Annotated in this window: 5 protein-coding genes; all 5 read left to right on the top strand. The window is 65.3% G+C overall.

The window, feature by feature from the left end; all coding sequences use genetic code 11:
- A partial coding sequence (locus tag DM995_RS22245; protein ID WP_232824222.1) for a sensor histidine kinase occupies positions 1 to 838 on the top strand: 838 nt, incomplete at its 5' end.
- A 202-nt stretch (positions 839 to 1,040) separates the two neighbouring features.
- Positions 1,041 to 2,093 carry a substrate-binding domain-containing protein gene (locus DM995_RS08670; RefSeq protein ID WP_116969166.1) on the top strand — a complete coding sequence of 351 codons (1,053 nt, stop codon included), beginning with the start codon at positions 1,041 to 1,043 and terminating at the stop codon, positions 2,091 to 2,093.
- An 8-nt stretch (positions 2,094 to 2,101) separates the two neighbouring features.
- Positions 2,102 to 3,478: a phosphate ABC transporter permease subunit PstC gene (pstC, locus tag DM995_RS08675; protein WP_116969167.1), complete on the top strand. Its 1,377-nt coding sequence runs from the start codon at positions 2,102 to 2,104 to the stop codon at positions 3,476 to 3,478.
- Positions 3,471 to 4,571 (top strand): PstA family ABC transporter permease, encoded by a 1,101-nt coding sequence (locus DM995_RS08680; protein WP_116969168.1) that lies wholly within the window; start codon positions 3,471 to 3,473, stop codon positions 4,569 to 4,571. Before pstC ends, DM995_RS08680 begins: the two co-directional genes overlap by 8 nt.
- 8 nt (positions 4,572 to 4,579) lie before the next feature.
- Positions 4,580 to 5,365, top strand: a complete 786-nt coding sequence (pstB, locus tag DM995_RS08685; protein ID WP_023838590.1) for a phosphate ABC transporter ATP-binding protein PstB — start codon at positions 4,580 to 4,582, stop codon at positions 5,363 to 5,365.
- The last annotated feature ends 18 nt before the right edge of the window (positions 5,366 to 5,383 follow it).

Consider the following 5,383-nt stretch of genomic DNA (forward strand, 5'->3'; position numbering starts at 1 on the left):
CGACCAGCGCTGGGAGATGCTGGTGCGCGACATGCCCGGGGGCGAGCGCATTCTGCACCTCTGGGACCGATCGGGCGTTTATGCGGTCGAGCGGATGCGCACCGATTTCGTCGCCAATGCCAGCCACGAGCTGCGCACCCCGCTTGCCTCGATCAAGGGTTTTATCGAGACGCTCGAGGACAAGGAGGCAGGCGACAATCCCGAGATCCGCGCCCGCTTCCTCAACGTCATGTTCCGCGAAGCCAACCGGATGCAGAAGCTGATCGACGACCTGATCTCGCTCTCGCGCATCGAGGCCGAGAAGTTCCGCGTGCCCGACACCCCGGTCGACCTGCCCGATCTGATGCGCGAGGTGCAATCGGTGCTGCGCCAGAGCCAGCCCGAGCGCGGAGCGGATATCGTCGTCGATATCGGCCCCGACCTGCCGCCCTTGCGCGGCGACAGGGCGCAGCTTTCGCAGCTGCTGCACAATCTCGTGTCGAACAGCATGAAATACGGCCAGGCGGGTACTCCGGTGACGATGCGGCTGCGCGCGTCGCGCAACGGCGCATTGCTGCGGCTGTCGGTGAGCGATTGCGGCGAGGGCATTGCGCCCGAGCATCTGCCGCGCCTGACCGAGCGCTTCTATCGCGTCGATTCGAGCCGCAGCCGCGCGATCGGCGGAACGGGGCTGGGTCTCTCGATCGTCAAGCATATCGTCGAGCGGCACCGCGGGCGGCTGGAAATCGACAGCGAGGTGCAGAAAGGCACGACGATCACCATCACCCTGCCCGCCGATCCGCGCGGGGCCCAGGGCGATGCGGCCGCGCCCGCTGGCGAGCCCGCGCTGCCTGCCTGACCGGCCGCGGCGTGGCTGTCCGGGCACGCTGTCACAAAAGCGTCACCTGATTGTCATGTTCGGGCAACGGCCCCTGCCTAACGGCCTCAACCGAGGGGGCCAGGCATGGGCATGATCCGCATCGCGCGATTCTGCCATATCCGCTGCCGCCACCAGTCTGGCCGGACATGCGGCTGAGGTTCTTGCCCAGAGAGGGGTAGACGTGTTGATCAGGAAGCTCGCCTTTGCCTGCCTTCCGGCACTTTTGCTGGCCGGATGCAAGGACCCGGCGTCGACCAACGAGGGCAGCAGCCGCAGCGAGATCCGCATCGTCGGCTCGTCGACGGTCTTTCCCTTCGCCAAGAAGGTGGCGGAAGAGTTCGTCAATTTCGATCCCGAGCGCCGCTCGCCCATTCTCGAATCGACCGGCACCGGCGGCGGGGTGGAACTGTTCTGCGCTGGCGTCGGCGCGAAGACGCCCGATATCGTCAATGCATCGCGCCGGATGAAGAAGAGCGAGTTCGAACGCTGCCAGGCCAATGGTGTCGACGGGATCATCGAGATCGTCATCGGTTTCGATGGCATCGCGCTGGCGCAATCGACCAGGGGGCCGAAACTGTCGCTGACGGTGGAGGAATTCTACACTGCGCTCGCCGCCCAGCCGTTCGGCAAGGGCCCCAACACCGCGATGCGCTGGCCCGACATCAACCCCGCTTTGCCAGATACGCGGATCAACATCTTCGGCCCGCCCGCCACCTCCGGCACGCGCGACGCGCTGGAAGAGATCATCATGGAAAAGGGCTGCAAGACCGATCCCGCGATCAAGGCGCTGTCGGACAGCAACAAGGAAAAGTTCGAGGACATCTGCCACTCGATCCGCACCGACCAGGCCTATACCGACACCGGCGAGAACGATAACCTGATCGTGCAGAAGCTGTCGACCAACCCGGACGCGGTCGGCATCTTCAGCTACAGCTATCTGGCCGACAATGCCGATACGGTGCGCGGCGTGGCGATCGGCGGCGTGGAGCCGAGCTACGCCACGATCGAGAACGGCACCTATCCCGGCGCGCGCACGCTCTACATCTATGTGAAGAAGAAGCATGTCGACGTGATCCCGGGCCTGCGCGAATTTGTCACCGAGTTCCTGCGCGGCGGGGAGCATGAGGGCTATCTCACGCGGATCGGCCTGATCGCCGCGCCCGACAAGACCCGCACCGACATGCTGGGCCGCATCAAGTCGCTCACCGCGCTCGACGGCGCGGACCTGAAATAAGCAGCACCATGACCATCACCGCCACCTTTTTTCTGATCGCAGGCCTCGGCCTGATCGCCTGGGTCTTTGCCCGCGCGCGCGCCGGTCGCTTCATCCAGTCGGGCGTCGCCAGCGTCCATTCGCTGCCCAGCTATCATGGCTGGTATGCCGCGATGTGGGCGGTCGTCCCCGCGATCCTGTTCCTGCTCGTGTGGAGCACCATCGCGCCTGCGCTCGGCAGCTATCAGGTGCTCGAAAGCCCGCTGGCCGCAGGCCTTCCCGCCGACGCATTCGAGCGCGCCGCGATCCTGTCCGAAGCGCGCGCGCTGTCGCACAATCCCGACCTCAAGGTGTTCAACGACGCCGCAGTCAGGCTCGCCCCGCTCTATGCGGCGGCGGACAGCAAGTACGCGATGATCGGCGCGCTCGCCGCCTTCCTGCTGTGCTTTGCCGGCGGCGCCTTTGCCTTTACGCGCATCCGCCCGGATTTCCGCGCGCGCACCCAGGTCGAGCGCACGGTGATGTTCGGCCTGCTGCTCGCCTCGCTGATCGCGATCCTGGCGACGCTCGGCATCGTCGCTTCGCTGATCTTCGAGACGATCCGCTTCTTCGGCATGGTCTCGCCGTTCGAATTCCTGTTCGGGCTCGACTGGAACCCGTCGGACAAGGTCGTCGACGGCCAGGCCACCGGCTTCGGTGCGGTTCCGCTTTTCTGGGGTACGGTGTTCATCGGTGCGATCATCGCGATGCTGGTGGCGATCCCGCTCGGCCTGATGAGCGCGGTGTATCTCACGCAATATGCCAGCGCCAATGTGCGCAAATGGATGAAGCCGATCCTCGAGATTCTCGCGGGCGTTCCGACGGTGGTCTATGGCTATTTCGCCGCGCTGACCGTGGCGCCGGCGCTGCGCAGCTTTGCGGTATCGATCGGCATCACCGACGCAAGCTCGGAATCGGCGCTTGCCGCTGGTCTGGTGATGGGCGTGATGATCATTCCCTTCGTCTCCTCCATGGCCGATGACAGCATCGCCGCCGTCCCCGGCAGCATGCGCGACGGATCGCTCGCCATGGGGGCGACCAAGAGCGAGACGATCAAGCAGGTGCTGATCCCCGCAGCCCTTCCCGGCGTGGTCGGCGGCGTGCTGCTCGCGGTCAGCCGCGCGATCGGCGAGACGATGATCGTGGTGATGGCCGCAGGCCTGGCCGCGAACCTCACCGCCAATCCGTTCGCCAGCGTGACCACGGTGACCACGCAGATCGTCCAGCTGCTCACCGGCGATACCGATTTCGACAGCCCGATGACGCTGGCCGCGTTCGCGCTGGGCCTGACGCTGTTCGTCGTCACACTGCTGCTCAACATCGTCGCGCTGCAGATCGTCAAGAGATACCGGGAAGCGTATGACTGAGGCCCTGACCATGACCGCAACGCCGCAGGCTTCGGCCCCCGCATCGCGCCGGACCGACTGGATGGGCGATGCGATGCAGAAGCGCATCGCGCGCCGCTATGCCGCCGAGCGCCGCTTCAAGTTCTTGGGGCTAGCGGCGGTCGCGCTGTCGTCGCTGTTCCTCGCGTTCCTGCTCGTCGTGATGATCGGCAACGGCGCCAAGGGCTTCGTCACTACCGAGGCGACGCTGACCATCGACCTGCCCGCCGCCACCGGCAGCATCTCGCCCGATCAGCTGACCGAGCCGCGCCTTGCCGCGACCATGGCGTCGATCGACGTCCGCCGCATCTTCGACCAGGCCGTGCAGGCGCAATATGGCGATGACGGCGCGCGCTATTTCGCCAGCACCGCCTGGACCGCCTTGCGCGACCAGCTGGTCGAAAACCCCAATCTGGTGATGGGCAAGACCAGCTTCTGGCTGCCCACCTCGAGCGATATCGACCGCGCCGCCAAGGACCGGTCGACGCCCGAGGCCGAGCGCGATTATGCGATGCTGACCAAGGCGGGCGAGGTTCGGCAGAGCTTCAACATGCAGTTCCTGACCGGCTCGGACGGTACCGATCCGGCGCGGGTCGGCATCTGGGGCGCGCTCAAGGGATCGCTGATTACGATGGTGGTGACGCTGTTCCTCGCCTTCCCCGTCGGCGTGCTGGCGGCGGTCTATCTCGAGGAATATGCGCCCAAGAACCGCTTCACCGACCTGATCGAGGTGTCGATCAACAACCTTGCCGCCGTGCCCTCGATCATCTTCGGCCTGCTGGGCCTCGCAGTGTTCCTGCAGTTCCTGTCGATGCCGCGTTCGGCGGCGCTGGTCGGCGGCCTCACGCTCGCGCTGATGACCATGCCGGTCATCGTCATCGCCGCGCGCAACGCGATCAAGGCGGTTCCCCCCTCGATCCGCGAGGCGGCGATGGGCGTGGGCGCGAGCCCGATCCAGGTCGTGTTCCACCATGTGCTGCCGCTCGCCATTCCGGGCATCATGACCGGCACGATCATCGGCATGGCGCGCGCGATTGCCGTGTACCTCCGCAACCGCTTCGAAACCCGCTGGTAACCCGATCCATGCTCGACAATCTGGCCTCTGCCACCACCAAACCGAAAATGTCCGCGCGCGACGTGCGGGTCTTTTATGGCCCCAAGGAAGCGATCAAGGGCGTGTCGATCGATATCGACATGGACAATGTCGTCGCGTTCATCGGCCCGTCGGGCTGTGGCAAGTCGACCTTCCTGCGCACCTTGAACCGCATGAACGACACCATCCCGATCGCGCGGGTGGAAGGCGATATCACGCTCGACGGCGAGAATATCTATTCGAGCAGCATGGACGTGGTGCAACTGCGTGCCCGCGTCGGCATGGTGTTCCAGAAGCCCAACCCCTTCCCCAAGTCGATCTACGACAATGTCGCGTACGGCCCGCGCATCCATGGCCTCGCCCCCAACAAGGCCGAGCTCGACCAGATCGTCGAGAATTCGCTGGTGCGCGCAGGCCTGTGGAACGAGGTCAAGGACCGGCTGCAGGACAGCGGCACTGCGCTTTCGGGCGGCCAGCAGCAGCGGCTGTGCATCGCGCGTGCGATCGCGGTCGATCCCGAGGTGATCCTGATGGACGAGCCCTGCTCGGCGCTCGACCCGATCGCCACCGCGAAGATCGAGGAGCTGATCCACGAGCTGCGCGGCCGCTATGCCATCGTCATCGTCACGCACAACATGCAACAGGCCGCGCGCGTCTCGCAGAAGACCGCGTTCTTCCACCTGGGAACCATGGTGGAATATGGCGACACATCGGATATCTTCACCAATCCGCGCGAGGAACGGACGCGCGATTACATCACTGGCCGTTACGGCTGACCAACACCACCAGCTTAA

Origin of the sequence: Blastomonas sp. UPD001, from assembly GCF_003426715.1 — a bacterium.
Taxonomy (GTDB): Bacteria; Pseudomonadota; Alphaproteobacteria; order Sphingomonadales; family Sphingomonadaceae; genus Blastomonas.